The organism is Mesorhizobium sp. M0587 (assembly GCF_040320945.1).
Taxonomy (GTDB): domain Bacteria; phylum Pseudomonadota; class Alphaproteobacteria; order Rhizobiales; family Rhizobiaceae; genus Mesorhizobium.
On sequence record NZ_JAMYQP010000036.1, the window covers coordinates 49,454 to 74,387 of the forward strand.

The following is a 24,934-nucleotide window of genomic DNA, read 5'->3' on the forward strand; positions in this document are numbered from 1 at the left end:
CGGCGGGCGTCACCGGTCATGCGCGAAACATTCCGCCAAGATCAGCCCGTTGCCGGGGCAGGCGGGCTTTCTGTCGGCGGGCAAGCGATCCCCGCATGTTGGCGTGTCGCCATTAGGCTGTACTGCCGATTGCGTCTGAAATATCGGCTTCCCAAGGCTGAACGAAACTGCGACCGTCCGCTCGAAACAACGCTCGATCCTCCGTCAAGATGCGAAAGCGTCATCGCGCGGATGTTCCTTGAGCCGCTGCTGACCACCTAAACGTTTGTAGGCACACCTCTTCTACCTGTCGGCCAGATTCCGTGGTATATAGGTGCCGCAATTTCCATATGGGGAGAAGCGGATAATCTGTTCTGCCGTACAAGGCGCGTTGCTGGTGATACCCGGCAGGCGCAGATCATCTCAGGCACATTTGACGATCAGGGAGGAAAAGTCATGCGCTTGGTCGCGTTTTTCGCTGTCGTATCTGTCGCAACCTTCGTTGCCAACCCATCGCAGGCTCAGGATTCTGCGGCTGGCGAGAAGGTCTTCACCAAATGCAAGGCCTGCCACATCGCAGACGAGGATAAGAACAAGATCGGTCCATCGCTGCACGGCGTCATCGGCCGGACTGCCGGGACGCATCCGGATTTCAAATATTCCGATGCCATGATTGCGGCCGGCAAATCCGGCGTCAAATGGGATGAACCAACACTGACGACCTACCTTCACGATCCCAAGGCCATGGTCAAAGGGACCAAGATGGCGTTTCCCGGCCTCAAGAACGATGCAGACGTGGCCAACGTCATTGCCTATCTGAAAACGTTCTCCAAGTGACCAGGCTCCTCCGCCGGACTGAAGGGCAGCGTAAGCAAAAACCCGGTTCCTGTTTTCGCTCGCGCGCGCTCTCAGTTCGGGATCATGGCCCGAGTTGCCTGCGTCCATCGGTCTGAGATGTCGACCAGGGAAAGCCGCCTGAAGGATACCAGCATCCGCCTCTCGGAAGCGACGGCGGGTGATTTCTTCGCGCTTTTGAAACCGCGGGTCATGGCGCTTGCCGTATTCACTGCTTTCGTTGGCCTGATGGCGGCGCCGGGCGCGATGAATCCGGTCATCGCCGTAATTGCAATCGGTGCGATCGCGATCGGCGCAGGAGCGGCAGGGGCGCTTAACATGTGGTACGACGCTGATATCGACGCGCTGATGTCGCGCACATCCAGGCGGCCGATTCCGTCGGGCCGCGTCACGCCGGGTGAGGCTCTCAGCTTCGGTCTGGTGCTTTCCGCGCTTTCGGTCATGACGCTCGGCGTGCTGGTGGACTGGCTTGCCGCATCGCTGCTGGCCTTCACCATTTTCTTCTACGTGGTCATCTATACGATGTGGCTGAAGCGCTCGACGCCGCAGAACATAGTCATCGGCGGCGCGGCGGGTGCCCTTCCTCCTGTCATCGGCTGGGCGGCCGCGACTGGCGCGATTGGAATCGAAAGCGTCATCCTGTTCCTGATCATCTTTCTGTGGACGCCGCCGCATTTCTGGGCGCTCGCTTTGTTCAAGGTCGGTGACTACGCAACTGCCGGAATCCCGATGATGCCGAATGTGGCCGGCGAGGCGTCGACCAGAAAACAGATACTTGCCTATTCGCTGCTCTTGGCGCCAATCGGCGTGCTGCCCTGGGCGTTCGGATTCGCGAGCGGGTTCTATGGAATTGTTTCGGCCGCATTGGGCGCGGGGTTCGTCTGGCACGCCTGGAAGGTCCTGGTCGTTCCAGACCAGGAGATGAAGTCTGCAAAGGCGCTGTTTGCCTTCTCGATTTTTTATCTTTTCGCGATCTTTGCGATGCTGCTGGCCGACACCGTTGCAATGCGAGCGTTCATGTCCGCCGAAGGTTGACGGCATGACCGCTGTTCTTGGAATACCCGACGGACCGAGAGGACGGGTCGCTAAATTGTTGTATTGAAGACATTGCGCGCCAGGACCGGCTCGAACATCACGATGGTATTGCACAGAATCCCAGGATCAGCAGGGCGACTATGCCAAGGCCAAGTATGAGAAGCGTCCTTCCGTCCATGACCTTCACCTTTGGCCTGGCGCATGACGACCCTGAAAATCGGGATCGATCTTTGGAAAGGGTCATGCGCCAATCAACGTGGCACAGCGTCCCTTGTCCGCCCGGAAAGGGCGCGCGGCGCTCCATGAGAATATCGAAAAAAGACCACCGGAGCTAGCCGGACCGCCGGAGTCCTTCCCACAAAGGGCGACAAGTCTCTTGCAAAAGGGTATGTTGGTTGCGGTGCGGGTCGCGGTTTCGCGTGGCCAGTCACGCAGAACGGCAGCACCGTTAAACCGCGACCTTACCGGACCCGATCTGGAGGAATGGTCATGGCAAGCTTTCACGTCATAGCAGGTGCCAGCGAGACGCTGGAACATACCAGAATTCGCAAGATCGGTGTTTCCGACCTTTTCGACGCGCTCAGGCGCGGCGTCGACGATTTCATGGTCAAACCGTCGCACATCGTTTTTCTCTGCCTGATCTATCCGCTTGCGGGGGTCGTGCTTGCTGTCTGGACGTCAGGCAATAACACGCTGCCATTATTGTTTCCGCTCGTGTCCGGATTTGCGCTAATTGGTCCATTCGCGGCGATCGGCCTCTATGAGATCAGCCGGCGACGGGAAGCCGGACTGGACACCTCCTGGAGGCACGCTTTCGAGGTCAGGAATTCTCCCGCGCTGCCGGCCATCGCGGCGGTCGGGATCATGCTGCTGGCAATCTTCATCACATGGCTTTTGACCGCTCAGCTATTTTACCAGTATCTCTTCGGCCCGGCGCCGCCGGTATCGATATCCGGCTTCATCAACGAAATATTCGCCACCGGGCGCGGCTGGACGCTGATCGTGCTGGGGCACGCCATCGGCTTCGTCTTCGCTGTGGTCGTGTTGTGCACGACCGTCGTCGCCTTCCCATTGTTGCTCGACCGCGATGTCGGCGCTTATGAAGCCATCCACACCTCGGTGCGCGTGGTGCTGGCGAACCCGATCGTGATGGCTGTATGGGGCATGATTGTCGCCGTCGCCCTGATCATCGGTTCGCTGCCGGTGTTCGCAGGGCTGGCGGTCGTGCTGCCGATCCTCGGTCACGCCACCTGGCATGTCTACCGTAAGGTCGTGGAACCGCCGTCGACGGCCGGATTGGCGCCTCGATGAACGCCCTGCCGCGCCGGCAAGAGTACCGGTGCGGGCAGGTCGATCAGAGCCTTTCCAGCTTTAATAAGCCGGATGGCTGAAGCGGGCCTGGTGGGCATCCGTAGTCAAGTCGCGGAAGTCCTTGCCGCTGACATGCACCAGCGTCTTGTGGTCGCCGCCCTCGAAATAGATGTCGGCGGCATCGCCCAGGCTTTCGTCGAGGATTACCGGCACATCGTAGGCCGCGCCGATCGGCGGAACGGCGCCGGTATCGCAATCGCCAAAGAGCGAAACCACCTCATCTTCGGTGGCGAGACCAAGATTCTTGTCCATGACCCTCTGCAACGCGCCGAGCTCGATTCGATGCGTGCTGGGGACCACGGCCAGCGCATAACCCAGATCGTGGTGAACGAGCACCGATTTGGCCATTATGCTGCCGGGCACATGCGCCGCTATGGCGGCCTGCCTGCTTGTGGCCGTGCGATGATGCGCGACAGTGTCGTAGGAAATCCCTTTCCTGTCGATATAGTCCTTCAGTTTGTTTGCGATTGTCATTTTGGGCGTCCCTTGCTGAGTTCGCGACGCAGGCGAAAACGCGGCAATCATCCTGCTTCCGTCGTTTCCGGTACGAATAAACATGGCCCAACCGTCGATTGTTTCAAGGGAGGGCACCGGACGGCATGCAGCATCGTCGGGGTCCTGATCGGCGATGCCGTCGGTAAGGTCTCAACTCAGATCTGGCGTCAGGGTCCAGCCCCGAAAAACGCCATCCGGGTGAGAAGCGTGTAATCCGCTTCAAAGACCATCATCGCCACGAATACCAACACCAGCACGGGCGGCAGGATGATTGCGTATGTCAGCGCCAATCGCTCCCAGGCCATGTGCATGAAAACGGCGACGATAAGTCCTGCCTTGAGGATCATGAAGATCAGGATCAGCGACCATCTGAGATAGCCGTGCAGACCGAAATAATCGACCAGATAGGAGCAGGTGCTGAGAATGAACAGCCATGCCCAGACCACCAGATAGAGCTTGATCGGGTGCTCCTGATGAACCTCCGCCTGGGGGACGCCGGCCGCCGCATCATGAGTGGCGTGCAATGCGTGTTGCCCGAGGCCGTTTGCGGTTGCTTCAGCCATTTCTGCCTCTCACCAAAGCCATTTCTGCCTCTCACCAAAGATAGAAGAACGCGAAAATGAACACCCAGACCAGGTCGACGAAATGCCAGTAGAGTCCCATGATTTCGACGTTCTCGTAGCGGCCTCTGCGGCTGGTAAAGAAGCCGGGCCGCCCAGTGTCGAAATCTCCACGCCACACCTTTCGGGCCACGATAATCAGGAAGATCACCCCGATCGTCACATGCGTGCCGTGGAAGCCGGTGATCATGAAAAAGGTCGACCCGAACTGGGCAGCGCCCCAGGGATTGCCCCAGGGCCGCACGCCTTCGGTAATCAGCTTGGTCCATTCGAAAGCTTGCATGCCGACAAAGGTCGCACCTAGTGCTGCGGTCAGAAGCATCAGGATTGCCGTTTTGCGGCGATCGCGGCGATAGCCGAAATTGACCGCCATAGCCATCGTTCCGCTGCTCGAGATCAGCACGAAGGTCATGATGGCGATAAGGATCAGCGGTATGTCAGAGCCGCCGATGCGAAGGGCAAAGACCTCGCTTGGATTAGGCCACGGCACTCGCGTGGAGATGCGGGCGGTCATGTAGGAGAGCAGGAAGCAGCCGAAAATGAAGGTGTCGCTGAGCAGGAAGATCCACATCATGGCCTTGCCCCATGACACGTTCTTGAACGCCCGCTGATCCGAGGACCAGTCGGCGGCGATGCCTTGCCAGCCTGCGGGCCGCGGCTCCGTTCGGCCGATATGGGTCAGTGTCGTCTCTGCCATCCGCCCGTTCCTCCTAGTTTAGCAACCCTCGGCAAATGTCGATGAAAGTCGCGGCCCAGCCGGCCAGAAGTGCGAAGATGGCAAGCCAGACGAAAAGCAGGAAATGCCAGTACATGGCGCACAGCTCGACGCTGAGGCGAAGCCGCGCCGGCCGCGCCCCGTTCCAGGCGCCGACGGTTGTTCGGCCCAGGCCCACCAGCCCGCCCAGTATATGCAGCCCATGCATTCCCGTTAGCAGGTAGAAGAAACTGTTGGCCGGATTGGAAGCCAGAAAGTAGCCATCGGCAGACAGCTCGCGCCACGCCACAAGCTGTCCAATCAGGAAAGCGAGCGCCGTGAACCCGGCGGTGGCAAGGCCGAGCCTCACCATGTCCATTTGACCCCTGCGCGCCGCGAGCGCGGCGCATTGCAATGCTATGCTGCTCAAGACCAGCACGCCGGTGTTGAGCCAGAGCAGCCGCGGCAGCGGCAGCGCCTGCCAGTCCGACAACGCCATGCGCATGAAGTAGGCGCTGGTGATCAGCGCGAACAGACAGCCGACGACCGCCAGGAAGACGCCGAGGCCGATCTTGGCGGTCGGTAGCGTCGATCCTTCCATGCCAACAAAATCCCCGGCCATACCTTGCTCGAGCCATGGCTTGGCCATCAGCCGCTGGTGGGAAAGCCACCATCCGGCAAAACCGGCGATCACGAGCATGAAGACCAGAATGACGCTCATGCCGGCTCCCTGGAGGGACCTAAGGAGCCCGGCACGTTTTGCGGAATGAAGTCCTCCTTGGCGCCCGGTACGCTGTAGTCGTAGGCCCAGCGATAGACGATCGGCAGTTCCTTGCCGAAATTGCCATGGGGCGGCGGTGTTTGCGGCGTCTGCCATTCGAGCGTCGTGGCCCGCCACGGGTTTCCGCCAGCCTCCCGGCCATGGCGGATGCTCCAGATCAGGTTGAACAGGAACACGATCTGCGCAAAGCCGACGATGAACGCCATGATGCTGATGAAAGAGTTCAGATGGTGGGCCGATTCCGTCATCACCGTCATGTCGGTCAGTTCATTGTAACGCCGGGGCACGCCCATCAGTCCGAGATAGTGCATGGGAAAGAAGATCAGGTAGGCGCCGAGGAAGGTGACCCAGAAATGGAACCGGCCCAGCACCTCGTTCAGCATCCGGCCGGTGACCTTCGGATACCAATGGTAGATCGCGCCGAAGATCACGATGATCGGCGCGACCCCCATGACCATATGGAAATGCGCAACGACGAACATCGTGTCCGACAGGGGAACGTCGACCACGACATTGCCGAGGAACAAGCCGGTCAACCCGCCATTGACGAAGGTGACGATGAAGGCCAAGGCAAAAAGCATCGGGATGGTGAGGTGGATGTCGCCGCGCCACAGCGTCAGCACCCAATTGTAGACCTTGATGGCGGTCGGAACCGCGATGATCAATGTCGTGGTTGCGAAGAAGAAACCGAAATAGGGATGCATGCCGCTGACATACATGTGGTGCGCCCAGACGACGAAGCTCAGCGCACCGATGCCGACGATGGCCCAGACCATCATGCGATAGCCGAAGATGTTCTTGCGCGCATGGGTGCTGATCAGGTCGGACACGATGCCGAAGGCGGGAAGCGCCACGATGTAGACCTCGGGATGGCCGAAGAACCAGAACAGATGCTGAAACAGGATCGGGCTGCCGCCATTATGCTGCAATTGCTCGCCCATCTCGACGATCGCCGGCATGAAGAAGCTGGTGCCGAGCGTCCGATCAAGCAGCATCATCACGCAGGCGACGAATAGCGCGGGGAAGGCGAGCAGCGCCATGACGGTCGCGGTGAAGATGCCCCAGACGGTCAGCGGCAGACGCATCAGCGTCATGCCGCGCGTGCGGCCCTGCAACACCGTCACGACGTAGTTCAGGCCGCCCATGGTGAAGCCGATGATGAACAGGATCAGCGAGACGAGCATCAGGATGATGCCCCAGTCCTGGCCCCCTGGTGTGCCGGTCATGATCGCCTGCGGCGGGTAAAGCGTCCACCCGGCACCCGTCGGTCCGCCGGGCGCAAAGAAGCTCGACACCAGAACCAGCACGGCAAGCAGGTAGATCCAGTAGCTCAGCATGTTGACATAGGGAAAGACCATGTCGCGAGCCCCGACCATCAGCGGGATCAGGTAGTTGCCGAAGCCGCCAAGGAAGAGGGCGGTGAGCAGGTAGATCACCATGATCATGCCGTGCATGGTGATGAACTGGTAGTAGGCTTCAGGCGTGATGAAGTCGAAGGTGCCGGGAAAGCCGAGTTGCAGCCGCATCAGCCAGGACAGCACCAGCGCCACAAGGCCGATCGCCGTTGCCGTTGCCGAATATTGGATGGCAATGACCTTGGCGTCCTGCGAGAACACGTATTTCGTCCACCAACTGTGCGGATGGTAGAGTTCGACTTCCGCGACTTCGGCCGGCGGGATGGCATCTGCAGGAGTAATATCGACCATAGGAACACCTCCGTGTCCTTTTTAGCGCGACCCGACGGTTTCGAGCCTTGCTGCAATCTTCGGGTCTGACGCCGTTGTTTGACCCGGCGCCTGGCCTGCCGAGCCCGTCTGCTGGGGGGCCGACATCTGTGCAAACGTCTGTTGCTGGCCGAGCCACGCCAGGTAATCCTCCTGCGTGTCGACCATCACCACACCATGCATCATCGGATGTCCTTGGCCACAGAGTTCGGCGCACAGGACCTGGAAGGTTCCGGTTTTCGTTGGGGTGAACCAGAAGTAGGTGACCGAGCCCGGGATCATGTCCATCTTGGCGCGGAATTCCGGCACATAGAAATCATGCAGCACGTCGATCGAGCGAAGCAGCATCTTGACCGGCTTGCCAACCGGCAGATGCAGATCGGCCGCTTCGACCACGACATCGTCCTGGCCATTGGAATCACTAGTGATCACGCCCAACGGATTCTCAGCTTTGACGTCGCGGGTATCGGATGTGCCGAGTTTGCCGTCCTTGCCGGGCAGGCGGAAACTCCATTGCCATTGCTGGCCGACGACTTCGACCACGGTTGCGTCGCTTGGAACGTTGACGAACCGGTTCCAGACGAACAGGCCGGGAACCAGCAAAGCCGTGACACCGACCGCGGTGACAACCGTCAGCCAGGATTCGAGCCGCCTGTTCTCCGGTTCATATGCCGCCTGATTGCCTTCCCGATGACGGAAGCGGAAGACGCAATAGGCCATGAACAAAACCACGGCGGCGAAGACGACGCCGGTGATCCAGAAAGTTATGATGATGGTGTTGTCGATATAGTCCCAGTTCGAGGCAATCGGCGTCCACCACCATGGGCTCAGGAAGTGGAACAACACCGAGCCCACGACTATCAGAACGAGTACAAGCGCAACGGCCATATCCCGCTTCCTCCCGGCATTATAGGGCGCGCGAAGCTGTCCCGGCGAATGCCAATGTCATCATAGCTCTTTTTTCGGTCGAAATTCCAGAGCCGACTATCCTGACGGGAAAAATGCCGCCTTTTTCCACCGTGGGCCGTGGAGAACGACCATTCCTGGATCAGGAGAAGGCCTTTCATGCTGAAGTGGCCTTTCCGCCGACGGTGATGTGGTCATGCGCGGCGATGCTGGCACGATGCCTGCCATGGGAGGCGCCGACTTACGCAGGCGATCTGTTGGAAGGTCCGATGGGAGCGTCCGAGCCAGATTAGCATGAAGACGGCCCGGACCTCCTCATGCCGAAAAGGCAACCGCTTCCGTTTGCAGCCGCCGTGAATGCTCACGGCAGGGGCTTTGGGAGCCTTTGGCGCACTCGGCAGGGTTCGAACCTGCATCTGCCCGGGAGGTCCCGCTCTGTCCTAATTTGAGCTACGAGCGCTAACTTCGCAGGCTAAAGGAACAAGGCGTTTGATCAATTTGGAGATTGGGGGTAGCCGGCACATGCATTGGCAGTAGGCCAAGCTGCGATGATCCGGCGCTTCGCCAGCCGTGGCACACGTTGGGAGGTTGCTGGTTCAGGAATTGGAAAGAGCCGCGCTTGCATGGCCCACCAGCAAGGGAATCAAGGTTTGGCGGAGAACGGATTGCGGGTGCCGCGCGTGCCCATTGCGTATCTGGGAGAAATCCGGCTTCGCGGCGTCGGTAGTTAAGTATTTGAAAATGTAGGCGTGCGTATCGGTCGGGGGGGGGGGGGGGGGGGGGGCCGCGCCGGCGCGCGGCCCCGAAGCGTCAGGGGCGACCTGCGGCTGCGAGGGTGGGATAGTCGGTATAGCCGGCGGATCCACCGCCATAGAGGGTCGCTGGGTTGAACTCCGCCAGCGGCGCGCTAGTCTTCAGCCTATCCACCAGGTCGGGATTGGCGATGAAGGGCCGACCGAACGCGAACAGATCGGCCTTGTCCTCGGCGACCTGCGATGCCGCGAGTTCGAGGTCATAGCCGTTGTTGGCGATATAGGTATTGTTGAAGCGCCGGCGGAGTGATCCGAAGTCGAACGGCGCGACATCGCGCGATCCGCCCGTGGCGCCCTCGACGACATGGATATAGACGATGCCCAAGGCGTCGAGTTGATCGACGATATAGTCGAACTGCGCCTGGGGGGCGCTGCTCGAGACGCCGTTGGCGGGCGAGACGGGCGAAATCCGGATGCCGGTGCGCTCGGCACCGATCTCCTCGATCACCGCAGCGGTAACCTCCAGCATCAGCCGGGCGCGGTTCCCGACCGATCCGCCATAAGCATCCGTGCGGACATTGGCACCGTCCTTGGCGAACTGGTCCAGCAGATAGCCGTTGGCGCCATGAATCTCGACGCCATCGAAGCCGGCCTCAATGGCGTTCGCGGCTGCTTGCCGGAAATCATTGACGATCCCCGCAAGCTCGTCGAGCGCCAGCGCGCGGGGCTCCGAAACTTCGACAAAGCCGTTGTTCACGAACGTCTTGGTCGCGGCCCGGATTGCTGAGGGCGCCACGGGCGCGGCGCCGTTCTCCTGCAGATCGACGTGCGAGACGCGGCCGACATGCCAGAGCTGCAGGAAGATCCGCCCGCCCTTGGCGTGCACGGCTGCCGTGACCTTGCGCCAGCCGTCGATCTGAGCCTGAGTGTAGATGCCGGGTGTGTCCTGGTAGCCCTGTCCCTGCTGCGAGATTTGCGTGGCTTCGGAAATCAGCAGGCCGGCCGATGCGCGCTGGCCGTAATACTCCGCGGCGAGATCGCCTGGAACGAAGCCCGGGCCAGCGCGATTGCGCGTCAGGGGCGCCATGACGATACGATTGGAGAGGGTCAGCGAGCCGAGAGTATAGGGCTCAAATAGCGTTTTGCTCGTCACAGGTCACCTTTGTTTGTCCCCGCCGCGGCGGGTCGTCTATTGAAATGGCTTCGTTGGTACTAGGCGGCCGTGCGGTACCGCTCGGCGGGATGTTCGTTCCCATAGTTCGGAAGCATGGCCTGGCGCGCGGCCTGAAGCGCGTCCCACTGCCCGGCATCGGGAAGCGGCGGGATGGTCACCGGTTCGCGGCGGTCGAAGCCGACCAGCGCCGCGTCAACCAGATCGTCCACCTCCATCACGTTGGAAAGCGTGTTGATGTCGGCACCGACGTGTTCCCAGATCTCCGTTCGCGTCGTGGCGGGAAGCACGGCCTGGACGTAGACACCCTTCGGCGCGAGCTCGAGGCTGAGCCCCTGCGACAGAAACAGCACGAAGGCTTTGGTTGCGCCGTAGACCGTCATGCCGAACTCCGGCGCCAGGCCGACCACGGAGCCGATGTTGACGATCGCCCCTTCGCCGGCCTTCGCAAGACGCGGGGCCATGGCGCTGGCAAGCCGCAGAAGTGCGGTCGTGTTGAGCGCAACGAGCCGCGCGACGTCATCGGTGCTCTGCTCGATGAAGCTTCCGCCGATGGCCGTTCCGGCATTGTTGACGAGGATCCCGATGCGAGCGTCATCGCGCAGCCTCGTTTCTACCGTTGCAAGCTCGGCAGGCTGCGTAAGATCAGCTTGGATGATGTCGATCGCCACGCCGTTTTCCAGACGCAGACGCGCCCCCAGTGCCTCCATCCGTGCCGTATCACGGGCAACAAGCACGAGGTCGTGCCCTCGGCGCGCGAAGCGCTCGGCATAGGCGGCTCCGATGCCGGTGGAGGCGCCGGTGATGAGGACTGACGAAATGGTGGCCATGGGTTGCTCTCTTTTCTGATGGGACCTATATTCATGACGGTCATCATGATTGACGCTAAATATGATGGGCATCATGTAAATGTCAACGGGCGGAGAATTTTAAAATGAAGGTGAGTCGAGAGCAGATGGCGGAGAACCGTCACCGGATATTGGATGCGGCCAGCCGGCTGTTTCGCGATAAGGGGTTCGACGCGGTCAGCGTGGCGGAGGTAATGAAAGCCGCCGGGCTCACTCATGGCGGCTTCTATGGCCATTTCAGTTCGAAGGACGACCTGATCGCGCAGACCCTTGCCCACGTCCTCGCCGCGGACTCGGGCGGAGGGGGCGATCTTCGCGCTTATGTAGGTTCCTATCTTTCGCCCCGGCATCGCGACAATGCCGCCGGTGGTTGCCCGACGGCGGGTCTTGCCGCGGCCATCCGCCATCAGGCCCCGGCTGCTCGCTCGGCCATGACGGAAGGCCTTCGGTCGCAGATCGACCGTATTGGCAAGGCGCTCCCGGGACTGGATGCGGCAGACGGACGCCGCGCAGCGATCGGAAGCTTTGCAGCAATGGTGGGGGCAGTGATCCTCGCCCGGGCGATCGACGACCCAGCGTTTTCCGATGAAGTGCTGGAACAAACGCGTGCCTGGGTTGATGCCGGTATCAACCAAGTGTCAGCCAGTTAGTCTCGACCGGCTTGTTGTGCAGAGTTCAGAGAGCGGTCGTTTCCGACAGTGCCGTTTGTTCCCCGGCCAGCGTCGCAGTGCGGGCTTCGGCTGGTTCTAGGGCGCCATGGCGTAGAATGCGCGGCCTGAGACATAGGTGACGTTTTGTACCGGACACCATGTCTTAGGTACAATCTGGTCAGTCCCGCAACAGCCATGGGAGATACCATGGTGCTCTCACCAAAGGAGGGATGGATGGTTTCGGTTATTGCAAGTCAGCATCGGAAGGCACCGGAAACTCAACTGAAAGCCGCCAAGCCAGAAACAGGCGAAGGATTTGCGCCGGGCAAGAGCGCCGACAGCGTAGGACATCGCGCCAAGGCGATGGTTGCAGAAACGGACGACACAGCTCCCAATTCACAGGGAAACGCCGCATCGAAGATCGCCAGAATGGACATCACAGTTCTGACGCCGCCGCAAGAAGCGTCACCAACGGTAGCGTTAGAATAGCACTTTACCGGGAGCTCAAGGCGCCTGGACTTGGCTGCTCGGACGATTCAAGCCGGTTGTCCTAGGACCAGCTCCATGGCGGCAGTTCATCGATCGGGTTAATCGGATGTCCCTCTGCGATGCGGGCGAGAATGTTCGTGAGCCAAGCTTCCGGGTTGACGCCGTTGAGCTTTGCCGTGCCGATCAACATCGGCCCGCAACCTTCTGAATTTGATAGCCCGCGGCAATCGGAGAAGGGAATCTGTGCTCTCAAACCAGCATCGACTGCTGGGCGAAGATGCCCGCCATCGCGCCGTGCGATGATGCCGTGGTGACCGAGGCCATGAGGGGGTTGGCGAGGTCGCCGGCGGCGTAGATGCCGGGAATGCTGGTTTCGCGGCGCTCATCGACCTTGAGGGCGATGCCGCCGGGCGTATCGACCGTGGCGAGGCCCAGTGATTCATGCAGGCTTGCGGACGGCTTGTTGCGCGGATGCGCGAACAGGATGTCGACCGCGACATTGCGGCCGGTCTCGAGATTGACGGTGGCGAGATGGCCCCCGCGATGGGCGATCTCGATGATCCGGCCATCGACGACAGCTATGTTGCGGCGCGCCAGATCGGCCCGGATATCGGGCGGAATGTCGTGACCATCGGCGAAGAGCGTCAACGTGTCGGTCCAATCGTGGAACAGCCTGACATGATTGTGCGACTGCGGGCCGGACCAGACGAGGCCCCAATGCTGGTCGGCGACTTCAAAGCCGTCGCAATAGGGGCAGGGCACGATGGAAGTGCCCCAGCCTTCGGCAAAGCCCGGAACATCAGGCATCTGGTCGGCGACGCCATAGCTCAGGATCAGGCGGCGCGCCGCAAGGCTTTCGCCATCGCCAGTGAGGACGGAGAAATCGTCGATGGCGCCGGAGATGCTGTCGGCCCGGGCATTGACCAGCTTGATCGTGGGATAGCGCGCCAGCTGCTGCCGCGCCTCGGCCAGGATGTCCAGCGGTGGCTTGTGATCGTGGCCGAGCAGGCCATGCGAGTGGCCCGCGAAGCGGTTGCGCGGCAGGCCGGTATCGAGAACGGTGACCTTGCGGCGGGCACGGCCGAGCTGCAGGGCGCCGGCGAGACCGGCAAAGCTGCCGCCGATGATGATGACGTCATCCATGGTGATGGCTCCGTGTCGTGGATGAGGGGGTTGGTTGGGCCTGGTTGAAACTTGCCCATTGGCTTGCACATTTCAGAAACTGCATGGTATCGTAATGCAAGAATTAGAATACCGTCAAGTACTGGAATTGTCGTGACCGAAAACAGCCAGGGCCGACGCGGCCGGCCTGCCAACCAGGCGCTCGGCCAAACGATAGTCGACGCCGCGTGCGAACTCTTTGTGGAATTGGGTTTTCAAGCGACGACATTGGACAAGGTCGCCCAGCGGGCGAAGATATCCCTATTGCCGGTCGGCCGTCGCCATGTTCATCGCCGCGCACGGTGGCAACGACCACGCGGGCGGATAGCCTAGAGGAGGATGGTTCGACACTATCGAGCGCCTCTGCCACCCGAGGCGCCGACACTCGACACTGGGCTATCTGCCCCGTGGAATACGAAGAGCAAGCTAACCTAGCCTAACCCCGTGACCGGCGGCGTGACCGCTACCACCCCATTCGAGGCCTTAGTGCCGGCTTAGCAGACCGTCAGCTTTCGCGAAGCTGCAGCGGTGGTCTGAACGGCGGAAATGGGCGCGAAGCTGCCGATCACGCGAAGCTGCCGATCATCAGTATTCCCGCGCGGTAGCCGTCGATCCTGCGACTGCGGCTTGGCAGGAATAGGCGTGGGCAGGCGAGGCTGCTACACTACGCCTGATTTGATCGGTCCTCGATGTTCTGACACTCTGGAACCAGGACTATCGAGATCGAAGGGTAGGGAGAAATCGCACGCTGGCGCGTCCGCAGTGTCGAAGCCATGGTCATGGCCGACAAGACGAATCAAAAGTCGTTAAGCAAGCTCCATTATGAAGCCGGCCCCGCCCATGTCATCGCCCAAATCGAGGCCCTGTTGCGCGCAGTATCGTGCCATGGCGTGAAAATAGTGGCTCCCCGGGCCGGATTCGAACCAGCGACCAACCGGTTAACAGCCGGTTGCTCTACCACTGAGCTACCGGGGAACAGAGGCTCTGAAGCAAGTGGCGCAGCCTATAGCAAACCCTTTTCGGCTTTGCAAAGAAGCATTTCGTATTTTTCCGAGACTTTTTCGCGCAGCGGTTTCTCGCAATCGGCGGCGTCCGTCCTCATATTAGCCGTCTTGGCGAAGGCGCGGAACCGAAACGGCGGTGGCGGCTTTCGTGAATAACATTGCAGAGCCACCAGACGGACCAGCCATTCGAGATGACGGCAGCAGACGAAAACCAGGAACCGGCGCGAAAAATCTCGGTCTTCGGGCGTCAATTCACCATGCCGCGTTCGCGCGCCCTCAGAATCACTATCGGCGTGAGCTTGATCATCGGCGGCATTCTCGGGTTCCTGCCGATCCTTGGCTTCTGGATGGTTCCGCTCGGGTTGCTGGTGCTGTCCTACGAATTCGCCATGGTGCGCCGCCACCGCCGCCGGTTCGTCGTCTGGTGGGAGCGGCGGCGCCGGCCGGATTGACGCTCTGCCAACCGGATTGACGCTCTGCCAATATGCATCGCGCCTCATCGGCCCAAACGATCGATGCGGGGCATCGGACCGATGCAGAGGAAACCGCGGGGAATGCGCGGTGGCCGCTTGACGGCATTTTCGCCGCAACCTATTGGAACCGGGTGGAACGCCGGGAGCAATGAGGCCTCGTGGCGGAGTGGTTACGCAGAGGACTGCAAATCCTTGCACCCCGGTTCGATTCCGGGCGAGGCCTCCAATGCCCGGCTCCCGCGCGCCAGCGCCGGAGTTAGACGTTCCAATCTAGATGAACCGCGGTTTGGCGCGGCAAGCGGACTGGTTGGGACATGAGCGCTGATTTCTCCGAGCTTCGCGTCAAGATGGTCGATGGTCAGGTTCGCACCACCGACGTGACCAGCGCGCCGCTGCTGGATGCGATGCTTTCCGTGCCGCGCGAGATTTTCGTCGGCGAACGCCAGCGCGACCTCGCCTATATCGACGAGGACATCCGCATCGCCGACGGCGCCGGCGGGGCGCGCTACCTCATGGAGGCTTCGCCGCTGGCCAAGCTGATGCAACTGGCCGAGATCAGCCCGGCCGATTCGGCGCTCGATGTCGGCTGCGGCACCGGCTATGCCTCGGCCATCCTGTCGCGGCTGGCGAAGTCGGTCGTGGCGCTGGAAAGCGATTCGGCGCTCGCCGAAACCGCCAGCTCGGCGCTCTCGTCGCTGGGCTGCGGCAATGTGACCGTGGTTCAGGGCGCGCTGCCGCAGGGCCATGCGGCCAAGGCGCCTTACGACGTCATCTTCATCGGCGGCAGCGTCGAGAAAGTCCCGGCGACGCTGCTTGCCCAGCTTGCCGAAGGCGGCCGACTCGTCGCCGTCGAAGGGCAGGGCAATTCAGGCGTGGCGCGACTTTTTTATAAAGCTGGGGGGGTTGTAACCGGAAGACGGGCATTTAATGCGGCAATTAAGCCACTACCCGGTTTCGAACGTGAGCATGCTTTCGAATTCTGAATGATTTGCCTTGCAGCAAAGGCTTTGTCATGGTCGCTTGGGTTTGAACGATCGTTGCTGAATCCCAGACTGGGGGCACTTTGGGCTAGGCGACAGGGAATATTAGCGCCGCTCCGGCTGCTCAAAGGAGAAGCTGGCGTGGCGCGGTTCCCATGGAAAACGAATGAGGGATACCCGTGCCGTCTTTATCCAAGTCACTTTTTGCCGCCGTCCTCGTTTCCGCGACCGCGCTTTCTTCCTTCCCGGCCTCGGCCGAAACCATCTCCGGCGCGCTTGCCAAGGCCTATCAGTACAATTCCTCGCTGAATTCATCCCGGGCCGGCGTGCGCGTCACCGACGAGAGCGTGGCGATCGCCAAGTCGGGATGGCGCCCGACGATCGCCGGATCGTCCGGCATCGATTATACGAACACCCGCCGGGCAAATGACGGCGGCAATTCGAAGCTGACGACCGCCAATTTCGGCATCCAGATCAACCAGACGCTGTTCGACGGTTTTCAGACCAGGAACAATGTGGCGGCCGCCGAATCGCAGGTCAAAGCGTCGGTGGAAAGCCTGCGCAATACCGAAGAAAACACGCTGCTCAACGCGGCCACGGCCTATATGGACGTCATTCGCGACCGGCAGATCGCGGTGCTGACCGAACAGAACCTTCAATTCCTGAGCGAACAGGCGCGCGCCGCGCGTTCGCGCTTCGAGGTGGGTGAAGGCACGCGCACGGACGTGGCCCAGGCCGATGCGTCGCGCGCTTCGGCGGTGGCCTCGCTCAGCGCCGCCCGCGCGCAGGCGCAAGCCAGTGCCGCATTTTACCACCAAGTCGTCGGCGACGAGCCGGGCAAGCTCAGGCCCGCTTCGCCATTGGGCAAGCTGCTGCCGTCGAGCCTCGATACGGCCATAGCGATCGGCTCGAAGGAACACCCGGCCATTCTCGCCACGCAGCATCTGGTCGACGCGGCGGCGTTCTCGGTGAAGTCGTCCGAGGGCGCGCTGTTGCCGCAGCTGTCGGCGTCGGCCGGTATTTCTGAGAATTACCGCAAATCCATCCCCGACATTTCGGGTTCCAATGGCGATTCGACCTCGGCCAATATCGGCGCGACCCTGACCATTCCGATCTATTCGGGCGGCCGCACCTCCGCGGTCGTGCGGCAAAACAAGGAATCGCTCGGCGAGGCGCGCATCCAGGTCGACGTCAGCCGCGACCAAGTGCGCCAGGCCGTCGCCTCGGCATGGTCGCAGTACACCGCCGCGCAGCAGAGCGTTGCCGCCAACAGGCAGGTGATCGACGCCGCGCAGTTGGCGCTGAACGGCGTCATCGAAGAGCGCAATGTCGGCCAGCGCACCACGCTCGACGTGCTCAACGCGCAGGCCGCCGTCATCACCGCCAAGATCAACCAGGCCAATTCCGAGCACGATGTGGTGGTGGCAAGCTATGCCATCCTGTCGGCGATGGGTCGGCTGTCGGTCGACCGGCTTGCGTTGCAGGTTGCGAAGTACCGGCCCGAAGAGCACTACAACGCCGTCAAGGACAAATGGATCGGCCTGCGCACGCCGGACGGTCGCTAGACGCCTGGCTCCGAATCCGGTTTCCCCGGTCGAGCGGAACTTTTTCAAAGCGGTTCCGCTCTTTCTGTTCCGTGCCTAATCTGTTGAAATCCCACATGTCCCCAGATTGGGGATTCTCGTACGGCGATCCGTCGGTTACGCTGTCGCCATGATTCGAATCCGGCCTGCGCCGGAGTGGAAATCCACTGAGGTCACAAGGGCGGCGGATGTGACGATGGCGACGGCAAGCAGCGCACAGCGCGAACCTTCCATGGAAGAGATACTGGCTTCCATCAGGAGGATCATCGAGGACAGCGACACCGGCCGCAAGCCGCCCGCCGATGAATTGCGGCAGGACCTGGAGCCTGCGTCGAGCACGGCTCCAGCCGCCGATTTCGACGCGTTTCGTGCCGATCTGCATGCCCCCGAAGTCAGGAAGCCGGTCGCGACGGTGGAGCCCCCGGCCGCCGAGCCGGTGATCGCTCGCATGGAAGCCGCCCCGGCCAGGCCGTCGATGACGCTTGCCGAGGTCAGCGCCAGGATCGCCGCCGACCCGGCACCAGCCGCAGGGATCGACCCGTCGGCAGCGCCTGATTCCGCCGCGACGAGTGAGGAAATCGTTGCCGATTGGCGGCGCGAGATCGCGGCGGTCGGCGAGCAGGCGAAAGCGATACCAGGCATCCGCAAGCCGGTCGCCCAGCCCGAGGCGTCGGTCCACGAACCGGTGACGGAGCCTGCGTTCGAGCGGCCTTCGTCGGGTGACGATCTTGGGCGACCGGCGGCAAGCGACGCCCCGGCTGTTCGCCCGGCAATTCTTTCCGAGCACACGGGCCGCCAGGTGGCCGCGGCTTTCGGCGAGCTTTCCGACGCCTTTGCCAGCCGCGGCAAGAAGACGTTCGACGAAATGGCTGAAGAGATGCTGAGGCCGATGCTGCAGGACTGGCTGGACAACAACCTGCCGACGCTGGTCGAGCGCTTGGTGCGCGAGGAGATCGAGCGCGTGGCACGCGGAGCGCAATGATTTCCCGGATCCCCTAGGTAGCCAGTTGGACCCCGTTGCGCCGTCACCCTGGCGGCGCAGGCACGGTAATCTCGGGGTCGGCATGGCGAGGAAGGCTAGCTCCGATGATGGCGATTGCCACGATCACGCCGCTCAGCATCAACCGCCAGTCGAGCCTGTCCGACGCGCCAGCCACATTGTTCGAATACCTCTCGACGCTTATTTCGGTTCTTCTTCGGGTTGGACTACGCCCATGCGGCTCAAATAGATTTCGAGCTTCGCGGTTCGGTCTGCACCAAGGATCGCGATCGCACCGACATACCCGTCCGGCCGGATCAGCACACACTCGCCCGGTGCCAGTGCATAGGCATCGCGAAGGTGTCCCCAGGCATCGATGACATCGCCTTGCGGGCCGATGTGGTGGACATGCAGCCCCTGGCGTGGCCCAACCGTCTCTCTGCCGGCTTCCTGAACAAGCAGCGTCCAATGCGGTCCCTGGAGCAGTTGGAACAGTCGCCATGGTTGGCCCGCCGCGCCCCTGATTGGGGCGTCCGGCGCGCGGTCGCCCGCACGCAGGCCGCCGCCGCGTTCGGCCAGTTCCCTGGAGAGCGGCGAGTCCGGATAGCCGATATCGAGCTGGCGCACCTCGCGACCGCGGCGCATCCCACCCTGTTTCTGGGCGTCGAGCAGCCGGGTCGAAAGGCCGAGAACCGATTCCGCGACTGGACGCCGTTCCTGCTCATAGGTGTCGAGCAGCCAATCCTCCGCACCGCCGAGTACGGCGGCGAGTTTCCATTCCAAAAGCCAGAGGACCCCAGCGCGTCCTGAGACGTCGCATTATCCCCAAGGTTCGCGATTGACTTTCTCTCTAGCCAACATGTATCAATATCGATACAGTGCGAGCCATGAAGGCGATTGAATGGCTTGGAAGCAGTAGGGCGGATGTTCGAGCGTTTCCTGACGATGCACGGATAGCGGCCGGCTGGCAGCTCGAACTTGTCCAGCGCGGCGACGATCCCTACTACTGGAAACCTATGCAGACCGTGGGGACCGGTGTCAGGGAAATCAGGGTTCGGGAAGCATCGGGAGCATTTCGCGTCATCTATCTGGCGACACTAGATGACCGCGTTTTGGTGCTTCATGCGTTTCAGAAGAAGACACAGGCCACATCCAAGAAAGACCTCGATCTAGCGACACAACGGCTGAAGCGATGGAAGGCAGAACGATGAACGTAGAAATCTATGAGAACGTCTGGGATGCCCTGGCGGATACGGAACAAGAGGCAGCAAACCTTAAAGCGCGCTCGGCGCTGCTCTACGAAATCCGTAAGGTGGTCCAGCGTTGGGACATTCCCCAGGAGGATGCCGCCAAGCGGCTCGGCCTGACGCGCCCCCGCACCAATGATCTGCTGCGCGGCAAGCTCGCCAAATTCTCGCTTGACGCGCTCGTCAACATCGCCGCCTCCGCGCACCTCGAGATAGAAATCCGGGTAAAACAGGCAGCGTAGTCACGAGATGTTTCGCGAAAATCGGGAGTTTTGCGACACACCCGTTCCGCTTCCACGTTTGGACGTTCCTGATCTCAACAACATCTTCGAAGCGGACGCTCGTTCGAATTGTGCGATCAATGGAGGCGTGGAGCAACGTATCGCCTGGCGGTCAAGCACGGTGCACGCTGGCACCCCTGCGTTGAAATGAACAGGGCCGTGCCTATGTGCTTGTGATGAGCCGGGACGGCCCCTTGCGGTTGACTTGGCCAAGACCTTCCGATTTACACCGGACCAGCAAAAATCCCGACAGCGCGGACCATTTTCCCATGCTTGAAAAGACCTACGACGCAAAATCCGTCGAGCCGAAGATCGCCAAGGTTTGGGAAGAGGCCGACGCGTTCCGGGCCGGCGCGGGCGCCGAGGAGGGGGCCGAGGCCTTCACCATCGTCATCCCGCCGCCCAACGTCACCGGCTCGCTGCATATGGGCCACGCGCTCAACAACACGCTCCAGGATGTTCTGGTGCGCTTCGAGCGCATGCGCGGCAAGAACGTGCTGTGGCAGCCCGGCATGGACCATGCCGGCATCGCCACGCAGATGGTGGTCGAGCGGCAGCTGATGGAAAAGCAGATCCATCGCCGCGACCTGACGCGCGAGGAATTCATCGAGAAGGTGTGGGAGTGGAAGGCTGAATCCGGCGGCGCGATCTTCAACCAGCTAAAGCGGCTCGGCGCCTCGGCCGACTGGTCGCGCGAACGCTTCACCATGGATGAAGGCCTGTCCAAGGCCGTGCTCGAAGTGTTCGTCACGCTCTACAAGCAAGGCCTGATCTACAAGGACAAGCGCCTTGTGAACTGGGATCCCAAGCTGTTGACCGCGATCTCGGATCTCGAGGTCGAGCAGCAGGAAGTCAACGGCAATCTCTGGCACTTCCGCTATCCCATCGAGGGGCAGATCTTCGATCCGGAGAATCCAAAAACCTTCATCACCGTGGCAACCACGCGCCCCGAGACGATGCTGGGCGACACGGCCGTCGCCGTGCATCCGGACGACGAGCGCTTCCGGCACCTGGTCGGCAAGAATGTCGTCCTGCCGATCGTTGGCCGCAGGATACCGGTGGTGGCGGATGAATACTCCGATCCGGAGAAGGGCTCCGGCGCGGTCAAGATCACGCCGGCGCATGATTTCAACGACTTCGAGGTCGGCAAGCGCCACAAGCTGCCGGCGATCAACATCCTCACCATCGAGGCCGCGATAAGCCTCGTGGATAATGAGGATTTCCTGGCCGGCCTCGACGTGACACCTGAGCGCCGGGCTGTCTGGGACGAACTCAACGGCCTCGACCGCTTCGCCGCGCGCAAGAAGATCGTCGAGCTGATGGAAGAAGGCGGTTTCCTCGACAAGGTCGAGCCGCATCGCCATGCCGTGCCGCATGGCGACCGTGGCGGCGTGCCGATCGAGCCGTTCCTGACCGAGCAGTGGTATGCCAATGCCGCCGAGCTCGCCAAGCCGGCGATCGCCTCGGTGCGCGAGGGCCGCACGAATTTCGTGCCGAAGAACTGGGAAAAGACCTATTTCGACTGGATGGAGAACATCCAGCCCTGGTGCATTTCGCGCCAGCTGTGGTGGGGGCACCAGATCCCGGCCTGGTACGGGCCGGACGGACGTGTCTTTGTCGAGAAGTCCGAGGAAGAGGCGCTTGCCGCGGCGATCGAATATTACCTGGCGCTGGAAGGGCCGTGGAAGGCCTGGGTCGAGGACAAGCTCGAGAATTTCAAGCCTGGCGAGATCCTGACCCGCGACGAGGACGTGCTCGACACCTGGTTCTCGTCGGCGCTGTGGCCGTTCTCGACACTCGGCTGGCCGGACCAGACGCCGGAGTTGAAGACCTACTACCAGACCGACGTGCTGGTGACCGGCTTCGACATCATCTTCTTCTGGGTCGCCCGCATGATGATGATGGGCCTGCATTTCATGGACGAGGAGCCGTTCCACACGGTCTATGTCCACGCGCTGGTGCGCGACAAGAACGGCGCCAAGATGTCGAAGTCGAAAGGCAACGTCATCGACCCGCTCGACCTCATCGACGAATATGGCGCCGATGCGCTGCGTTTCACGCTGACGGTGATGGCGGCGCAAGGGCGCGACGTGAAGCTCGATCCCGCCCGCATTGCCGGCTACCGCAATTTCGGCACCAAGCTGTGGAACGCGACGCGCTTCGCCGAGATGAACGAAGTCGCGCGCAACGACGATTTCTGGCTGAACGATGCCAAGCTGGCCGTCAATCGCTGGATCCTTACGGAACTGACGCGCGCGGCGCGCGAGATCACCGACGGCATCACCTCGTACCGCTTCAACGAGGCGGCTGGGGCGGCCTACCGCTTCGTCTGGAACCTGTTCTGCGACTGGTATCTGGAGCTGCTCAAGCCGGTGTTCATGGGCACCGACGAGGCTGCCAAGGCCGAGAGCCGCGCCTGCGTCGCCTTCGTGCTCGACGAGATCTACAAGCTCCTGCATCCGATGATGCCGTTCATGACCGAGGAATTGTGGGCGCAGACCGCCGGGGAAGGCAAGGAGAGGCCGTCGCTGCTTTGCCATGCCACATGGCCGTCGCCGGACTTCGAGGACACGGAAGCGGCTGCCGACATCAACTGGCTGGTCGACCTCGTCTCCGGCATCCGCTCGGTGCGTTCGGAGATGAACGTGCCGCCGGCGGCGATCGCTCCGCTGGTCGTGGTCGGCGCCAATGATGTGACGCGTGAACGGCTGGCACGTCAGGACCCGGCGATCAAGCGGCTGGCGCGCGTCGGCGACGTCTCGCTGGCCGACACGGCACCCAAGGGTTCGGCGCAGATCGTGCTCAACGAGGCGACGATATGCCTGCCGCTTGGCAGCCTGATCGATCTCGGCGCCGAGGCAGTGCGGTTGCAGAAGGAATTGGCCAAGGTGACCGAGGAAATCGCGCGCCTGCACAAGAAGCTGTCCAACGAACGGTTTGTAGCCAGTGCGCCGGCCGAGATCGTCGACGCAGAGCGTGAAAAGCTCGCCGAATACCGCGATGCGCAGGACAAGCTTTCAGTCGCGTTGACCAGGGTTCGCGACGCCGGCTGAGGGATGGATTCGCGAGGCTTTAGCCCTCTCTAAAATGATGAGCTTTTTGCCCCGAAAGCAGGCATTCCGCAGCGTTAATGTTGACGTAAACGGAAGTTTTAGCCCCATTGTTGCCATAATGTAACAATGGGGCCCTAGCCTCTTAAAACCGGGCGTTTTTGGGCCTTTTTGACTGTCTTTTCTCCATTTTTAGAGCCGACCGAAGCTTCGGAAGCCGGTTTTCGGCGTTCCGACGCTCCCCCGCATTTTGTCGAAAATGCGTTTGGCGAATATGTACATGTACGCCCAAGAATTCATTGTTGCGCCGTTAACCCGAATTGGTTCTAGCTTGATGCACTAGTTATTCGGGGAGGACATTCATGAACAATCTGCGTCTGAAAGCACTGCTGGGGGCAGGGTGCTTTTCGCTGGCTTTGATCGGCACGGCGATGAGTTCGGCGCACGCCGGCGGCATCGAGCGCGGCGGCTATGACATCGATCTTCTGTTTGATCCGGCTCCTTTCGCGGTGAACACTGACGCGACCTATGTGTCGCCACAGCGCAAACTGAAGAACGCGGTGGACACGTCTGGAAACCCGGCACCGTTGAGCGGCAAGAGCACGGTGCGCAATACTGAGGACTATTGGGTGCCTTACTTTGGCGTCAAAGCCTCGCTCGGCTATGGCGTGGACTGCTTGGTTGATTACTCGCAGCCGTGGGGGGCGAGTTCGAGCCCGGGTATCTGGAACGGCTCATATTCCAACATCGAAACCAATATCAAGAGCAACAATTACTCCGGCACCTGCTCCTACAAAATGGATGTCGGCAAGGGCCAGCTTCGCTTCATCGGCGGCGCCTTTTATCAAGAAGTTTACGGCTATAAGACGAGCTTTATCGGCGGCGTTCCAGACCTTTCAGGCGTCTTTCCCGTTCCCGCCAATTTCGTCGGTCGTGTCGATTTGAAGGCCGACGGCTGGGGCTGGAGAGCCGGTGTCGCCTACGAAATTCCCGAGATCGCTTTGCGCGCCAGCCTGGTCTACAATTCCCAGGTCAAGCTCGACAATATTTCGGGCACACTCGATACGACATCCCTGGCTCCGATTGCAGCTTTCCTGCCTCCCGGTTCTTCTGCTCTAACCGACATTTACGGGTCGGCGAAGATGCCAGACTCGCTGGAATTGAAAGTTCAATCCGGCATCGCCCCTGGTTGGCTTGCTTTCGGTTCGATCAAGTGGGTCAATTGGAGCGTGCTGCAAAGTGTTCCGATTTGCTCGGCGGCAAGCAAGGGTCTCGCACCCTGCACGTCGATTTCCCCCAGTCCTGTCAGGCTAACCTCACTCGATCTGATGTATCGCGACGGCTGGACGGTTAGCGGCGGTATCGGCCACCAGTTCAACGAGCAATGGAGCGGCGCGGTTCAGATCGCATGGGATCGTGGCACCTCGCGTGGATATGGTGACCAGACGGACACCTGGACGTTCGGCGGCGGCGTCGCCTACACGCCGAAGCCGAACATTGAATTCCGCCTCGGCGGGGCTCTCGGTGTGCTGACCAGCGGTCACTCCGGAGAAGTCTCCGACGATATTGGCTACGTTGCCGGCACAGATGTGCACTATGACTTCGGCAACGACTTGGTGGCCGCGCTTACAGGTGGTTTCAAAGTCAAGTTCTAAACCGTTGAAGCCTCTGGATAAAAGGCCGGCATTGCCCGGCCTTTTTCGTGTGTGCCGAGCATGATCGACAGCTCGGAGGTGTAAGTCCTCTACCCAGCCTGATGGCGGCGAAGGGTTAGCGAAGCGCAAGGGCGTCGTCGTGAGGCGGGGT

22 protein-coding genes, 3 tRNA genes and 4 pseudogenes are annotated in these 24,934 nt (G+C 61.2%); 16 read left to right on the forward strand and 13 right to left on the reverse strand.

The features are described from left to right. Positions 1–435: 435 nt before the first annotated feature. From NKI49_RS26215 to NKI49_RS26225, 3 genes are all read left to right on the forward strand, one after another. On the forward strand, positions 436–816 hold the full coding sequence (locus NKI49_RS26215) for a c-type cytochrome (protein ID WP_352598034.1): 381 nt from the start codon (positions 436–438) through the stop codon (positions 814–816). 117 nt (positions 817–933) lie between these two features. Then, positions 934–1,869 (forward strand): heme o synthase, encoded by a 936-nt coding sequence (locus NKI49_RS26220; protein ID WP_352598035.1) that lies wholly within the window; start codon positions 934–936, stop codon positions 1,867–1,869. A 489-nt stretch (positions 1,870–2,358) separates the two neighbouring features. Next, a complete protein-coding gene (locus NKI49_RS26225) occupies positions 2,359–3,180 on the forward strand; it encodes a DUF2189 domain-containing protein (protein ID WP_352598036.1) in 822 nt (273 codons plus the stop codon). Between the two features lie 60 nt (positions 3,181–3,240). Here NKI49_RS26225 and NKI49_RS26230 read toward each other — a convergent pair whose 3' ends face one another. From NKI49_RS26230 to NKI49_RS26270, 9 genes are all read right to left on the reverse strand, one after another. Further along, positions 3,241–3,714, reverse strand: coding sequence for an aminoacyl-tRNA deacylase (locus tag NKI49_RS26230; RefSeq protein ID WP_352598037.1), 474 nt, complete (start codon positions 3,712–3,714; stop codon positions 3,241–3,243). Between the two features lie 188 nt (positions 3,715–3,902). Further along, the gene (locus tag NKI49_RS26235) at positions 3,903–4,298 is read right to left on the reverse strand and encodes a cytochrome C oxidase subunit IV family protein (protein ID WP_352598038.1); all 396 of its coding nucleotides are present in this window, start codon (positions 4,296–4,298) and stop codon (positions 3,903–3,905) included. Between the two features lie 31 nt (positions 4,299–4,329). Beyond that, entirely contained in the window at positions 4,330–5,052 is a 723-nt protein-coding gene (locus NKI49_RS26240; protein ID WP_352598039.1) for a heme-copper oxidase subunit III family protein, read from the reverse strand. A gap of 13 nt (positions 5,053–5,065) precedes the next feature. Further along, positions 5,066–5,770 carry a cytochrome c oxidase subunit 3 gene (locus NKI49_RS26245; protein WP_027024848.1) on the reverse strand — a complete coding sequence of 235 codons (705 nt, stop codon included), beginning with the start codon at positions 5,768–5,770 and terminating at the stop codon, positions 5,066–5,068. Continuing rightward, complete coding sequence (ctaD, locus tag NKI49_RS26250; protein ID WP_352598040.1) at positions 5,767–7,536, reverse strand: cytochrome c oxidase subunit I; 1,770 nt, start codon at positions 7,534–7,536, stop codon at positions 5,767–5,769. The genes NKI49_RS26245 and ctaD overlap by 4 nt, the downstream gene beginning before the upstream one ends. A 21-nt stretch (positions 7,537–7,557) precedes the next feature. Continuing rightward, complete coding sequence (coxB, locus tag NKI49_RS26255; protein ID WP_352598041.1) at positions 7,558–8,442, reverse strand: cytochrome c oxidase subunit II; 885 nt, start codon at positions 8,440–8,442, stop codon at positions 7,558–7,560. A gap of 404 nt (positions 8,443–8,846) precedes the next feature. Beyond that, positions 8,847–8,920, reverse strand: a tRNA-Gly gene (locus NKI49_RS26260). 350 nt (positions 8,921–9,270) lie between these two features. After that, on the reverse strand, positions 9,271–10,365 hold the full coding sequence (locus NKI49_RS26265; RefSeq protein WP_352598042.1) for an alkene reductase: 1,095 nt from the start codon (positions 10,363–10,365) through the stop codon (positions 9,271–9,273). Between the two features lie 59 nt (positions 10,366–10,424). Continuing rightward, the gene (locus NKI49_RS26270; RefSeq protein WP_352598043.1) at positions 10,425–11,213 is read right to left on the reverse strand and encodes an SDR family NAD(P)-dependent oxidoreductase; all 789 of its coding nucleotides are present in this window, start codon (positions 11,211–11,213) and stop codon (positions 10,425–10,427) included. A gap of 104 nt (positions 11,214–11,317) precedes the next feature. Here NKI49_RS26270 and NKI49_RS26275 point away from each other — a divergent pair, with 104 nt between their 5' ends. Together NKI49_RS26275 and NKI49_RS26280 are read left to right on the forward strand one after the other, a co-directional pair. Further along, on the forward strand, positions 11,318–11,881 hold the full coding sequence (locus tag NKI49_RS26275; RefSeq protein WP_352598044.1) for a TetR/AcrR family transcriptional regulator: 564 nt from the start codon (positions 11,318–11,320) through the stop codon (positions 11,879–11,881). 234 nt (positions 11,882–12,115) lie between these two features. Next, entirely contained in the window at positions 12,116–12,370 is a 255-nt protein-coding gene (locus tag NKI49_RS26280) for a hypothetical protein (RefSeq protein ID WP_352598045.1), read from the forward strand. A 61-nt stretch (positions 12,371–12,431) separates the two neighbouring features. Here NKI49_RS26280 and NKI49_RS26285 read toward each other — a convergent pair. Both NKI49_RS26285 and NKI49_RS26290 read right to left on the reverse strand, forming a co-directional pair. Continuing rightward, positions 12,432–12,557: pseudogene (locus NKI49_RS26285) on the reverse strand (transposase domain-containing protein); the annotation flags it as partial. A 62-nt stretch (positions 12,558–12,619) separates the two neighbouring features. Next, a complete protein-coding gene (locus NKI49_RS26290; RefSeq protein WP_352695815.1) occupies positions 12,620–13,513 on the reverse strand; it encodes an NAD(P)/FAD-dependent oxidoreductase in 894 nt (297 codons plus the stop codon). Positions 13,514–13,645: 132 nt separating this feature from the next. Here NKI49_RS26290 and NKI49_RS26295 point away from each other — a divergent pair. Beyond that, positions 13,646–13,831 (forward strand): annotated as a pseudogene (locus NKI49_RS26295) (TetR family transcriptional regulator); the annotation flags it as partial. A gap of 455 nt (positions 13,832–14,286) precedes the next feature. Further along, positions 14,287–14,424 (forward strand): annotated as a pseudogene (locus NKI49_RS26300) (TetR/AcrR family transcriptional regulator); the annotation flags it as partial. Between the two features lie 7 nt (positions 14,425–14,431). Here NKI49_RS26300 and NKI49_RS26305 read toward each other — a convergent pair. Further along, positions 14,432–14,506: transfer RNA gene (locus NKI49_RS26305), tRNA-Asn, on the reverse strand. Positions 14,507–14,726: 220 nt separating this feature from the next. Between NKI49_RS26305 and NKI49_RS26310 the strand changes: the two genes are divergently transcribed. From NKI49_RS26310 to NKI49_RS26330, 5 genes are all read left to right on the forward strand, one after another. Then, on the forward strand, positions 14,727–14,987 hold the full coding sequence (locus NKI49_RS26310) for a PGPGW domain-containing protein (RefSeq protein WP_352608164.1): 261 nt from the start codon (positions 14,727–14,729) through the stop codon (positions 14,985–14,987). A gap of 173 nt (positions 14,988–15,160) precedes the next feature. Further along, positions 15,161–15,234: transfer RNA gene (locus NKI49_RS26315), tRNA-Cys, on the forward strand. Positions 15,235–15,322: 88 nt separating this feature from the next. Next, positions 15,323–15,991, forward strand: coding sequence for a protein-L-isoaspartate O-methyltransferase family protein (locus tag NKI49_RS26320; protein WP_352608162.1), 669 nt, complete (start codon positions 15,323–15,325; stop codon positions 15,989–15,991). Between the two features lie 176 nt (positions 15,992–16,167). Further along, a complete protein-coding gene (locus tag NKI49_RS26325; RefSeq protein WP_352608160.1) occupies positions 16,168–17,553 on the forward strand; it encodes a TolC family outer membrane protein in 1,386 nt (461 codons plus the stop codon). A gap of 214 nt (positions 17,554–17,767) precedes the next feature. Beyond that, on the forward strand, positions 17,768–18,553 hold the full coding sequence (locus NKI49_RS26330; protein WP_352608158.1) for a DUF2497 domain-containing protein: 786 nt from the start codon (positions 17,768–17,770) through the stop codon (positions 18,551–18,553). 198 nt (positions 18,554–18,751) lie between these two features. On the opposite strand, the pseudogene NKI49_RS26335 reads toward NKI49_RS26330, so the two are convergent. Then, positions 18,752–19,333 (reverse strand): annotated as a pseudogene (locus NKI49_RS26335) (aromatic-ring hydroxylase C-terminal domain-containing protein); the annotation flags it as partial. A 104-nt stretch (positions 19,334–19,437) separates the two neighbouring features. Between NKI49_RS26335 and NKI49_RS26340 the strand changes: the two are divergent. From NKI49_RS26340 to NKI49_RS26355, 4 genes are all read left to right on the forward strand, one after another. After that, the gene (locus NKI49_RS26340; RefSeq protein ID WP_352608156.1) at positions 19,438–19,761 is read left to right on the forward strand and encodes a type II toxin-antitoxin system RelE/ParE family toxin; all 324 of its coding nucleotides are present in this window, start codon (positions 19,438–19,440) and stop codon (positions 19,759–19,761) included. After that, a complete protein-coding gene (locus NKI49_RS26345; RefSeq protein WP_352608154.1) occupies positions 19,758–20,039 on the forward strand; it encodes a helix-turn-helix domain-containing protein in 282 nt (93 codons plus the stop codon). The genes NKI49_RS26340 and NKI49_RS26345 overlap by 4 nt, the downstream gene beginning before the upstream one ends. A gap of 308 nt (positions 20,040–20,347) precedes the next feature. Beyond that, the gene (locus NKI49_RS26350; RefSeq protein ID WP_352608151.1) at positions 20,348–23,131 is read left to right on the forward strand and encodes a valine--tRNA ligase; all 2,784 of its coding nucleotides are present in this window, start codon (positions 20,348–20,350) and stop codon (positions 23,129–23,131) included. Positions 23,132–23,490: 359 nt separating this feature from the next. Continuing rightward, positions 23,491–24,783, forward strand: a complete 1,293-nt coding sequence (locus NKI49_RS26355) for an OmpP1/FadL family transporter (protein WP_352608149.1) — start codon at positions 23,491–23,493, stop codon at positions 24,781–24,783. Positions 24,784–24,934 lie beyond the last annotated feature (151 nt).